The sequence below is a fragment of the Kineococcus glutinatus genome, from assembly GCF_039542765.1.
Classification (GTDB): domain Bacteria; phylum Actinomycetota; class Actinomycetes; order Actinomycetales; family Kineococcaceae; genus Kineococcus_A; species Kineococcus_A glutinatus.
This window is the reverse complement of sequence record NZ_BAABIL010000711.1, coordinates 1-1,755: the sequence shown is the minus strand read 5'-3', so window position 1 is coordinate 1,755 and position 1,755 is coordinate 1. Positions and strand designations below refer to the sequence as shown.

General features: G+C 76.5%; 3 protein-coding genes. 1 reads left to right on the top strand and 2 read right to left on the bottom strand.

What is annotated here, in order from left to right:
- The coding region (locus ABEB16_RS20505; protein ID WP_345714042.1) for a zf-HC2 domain-containing protein at positions 1 to 208 on the bottom strand (208 nt) is incomplete at its 3' end.
- Positions 205 to 750: an ECF RNA polymerase sigma factor SigK gene (gene sigK, locus ABEB16_RS20500; RefSeq protein WP_345714041.1), complete on the bottom strand. Its 546-nt coding sequence runs from the start codon at positions 748 to 750 to the stop codon at positions 205 to 207. The genes sigK and ABEB16_RS20505, both read right to left, overlap by 4 nt.
- Before the next feature lie 283 nt (positions 751 to 1,033).
- Between sigK and ABEB16_RS20495 the strand changes: the two genes are divergently transcribed.
- The coding region (locus tag ABEB16_RS20495) for a HAMP domain-containing protein (protein ID WP_425560273.1) at positions 1,034 to 1,755 on the top strand (722 nt) is incomplete at its 3' end.

The following is a 1,755-nucleotide window of genomic DNA, read 5'->3' as shown; positions in this document are numbered from 1 at the left end:
CGCACGTGCGGCTGGCGCAGGAGGCGGGCATCCCGCTCGGTCCCTCCGGCGGCATCGCCGCCACCTCCTCCCGGCAGGCCGCGCACCCCGCCAGGTGCTCCTCGGCCAGCGCGCGCTCGCGCTCGTCGACGGCGTCCACCGCGTAGGCGGCGGTCAGGTCGTGGGAGCCCACCGCCCCGCCCCGGTGCGCCCCGCCCGGGCCGTTCACGCCGCGCCCAGCTGGGTGCGCAGCCGCAGCAGGCCGTCGCGCAGCCGCGACTTCACGGTGGGCACCGGCACCCCGAGGCGGGAGGAGATCTCCGTCGACGTGCACCCGCCCCAGTAGGCCAGCACGACCGCCTCGCGCTGCAGGTCCGTCAGCGCGCCCAGCGCCGCGCGCACCGAACCCTCCTCGTCGTGCTGGAGCACCTGCTCGGCGACCTCGTCGTACTCCCGGCGGCCGTCGCCGGCGGCCACCCGGTCCTCGCGGTCCTCCCGGGCCCGCACGGCGCGCACCCGGTCCACGGCCCGGCGGTGGGCGATGGTCAGCGTCCACGCGCCGACGCTGCCCAGGGCGGGGTCGTACCGGGGCGCCTGGCGCCACACCTCCACGAGCACCTCCTGGGCCACCTCCTCCGCCAGCGCGTGGTTGCGCACCACGGCCCGGGCCACCGCCAGGACGCGCGGGGCGAGCGTGTCGAACACCTCCGCGAAGGCGTCGCGGTCCCCCTGGGCCACGCGCGCCACGGCGGTCGCGAGGGGGTCGTCCACCGTGGTGATGCGCTCCTCCTCGCGTGCCGGGCCGCAGCCGTGCCGACCTCCCGACCGCTGCCGGGAGGTGCTGGAGCGGTGGGCTCATGATGCGCGAGCACCCCTGCGACCACAACCAGGACGCCTCCGCCGCCGGCCCCGGCCCGCGGGTGCCGCGCCGAACGGGGGACCGCGCCGGCGCCCACCCCGTCCGGCGGGGCGGTGGCGTCGGCGGCCTCAGGGCCCGAGGGCGTCGTGCGTCAGACTGTGGCCCGATCGTCGGACGCGAGCGGTTGGAGCCGGTATGACCCTTGACGCCCCGCCCGAGGCCGACGCCGTGCTGGACCGGGACCTGGCCGACATCGCGGCGGTGCTCGCCGCCATGTGCGCCGGCGACTTCAGCGCCCGCCTGGAGCCGCGCCCGGGCGCTGCCGGCGTGGTGGCGGACCGCGTCAACGAGCTGGCGGCGCTGCACGAGCGGCGCACCCGCGAGCTGGTCAGGGCCAGCCGGGTCATCGGCCGGGAGGGCCGGATGACCGAGCGGCTCGACGAGGTGGGGGTGGAGGGCGACTGGAGCACGGCGTCGGCGGCCGTGAACAGCCTCATCGACGACCTCGTGCGGCCGACGACGGAGGTGGCCCGCGTCATCGCCGCCGTCGCGGAGGGCGACCTGAGCCAGCACATGGCGCTGGAGATCGCCGGGCAGCCGGTGAAGGGCGAGTTCCTGCGCATCGGTGCCACGGTCAACACGATGGTCGACCAGCTGTCCAGCTTCGCGGCCGAGGTGACGCGGGTGGCGCGGGAGGTGGGCACCGAGGGCAAGCTGGGCGGTCAGGCGCAGGTGCGCGGGGTGTCGGGCGTCTGGCGCGACCTGACCGAGTCGGTGAACTCGATGGCGGGGAACCTGACGAGCCAGGTGCGCAACATCGCCCAGGTGACGACGGCGGTGGCGCGCGGGGACCTGTCCCAGAAGATCACCGTGGACGCGCGCGGGGAGATCCTGGAGCTGAAGTCCACCGTGAACAC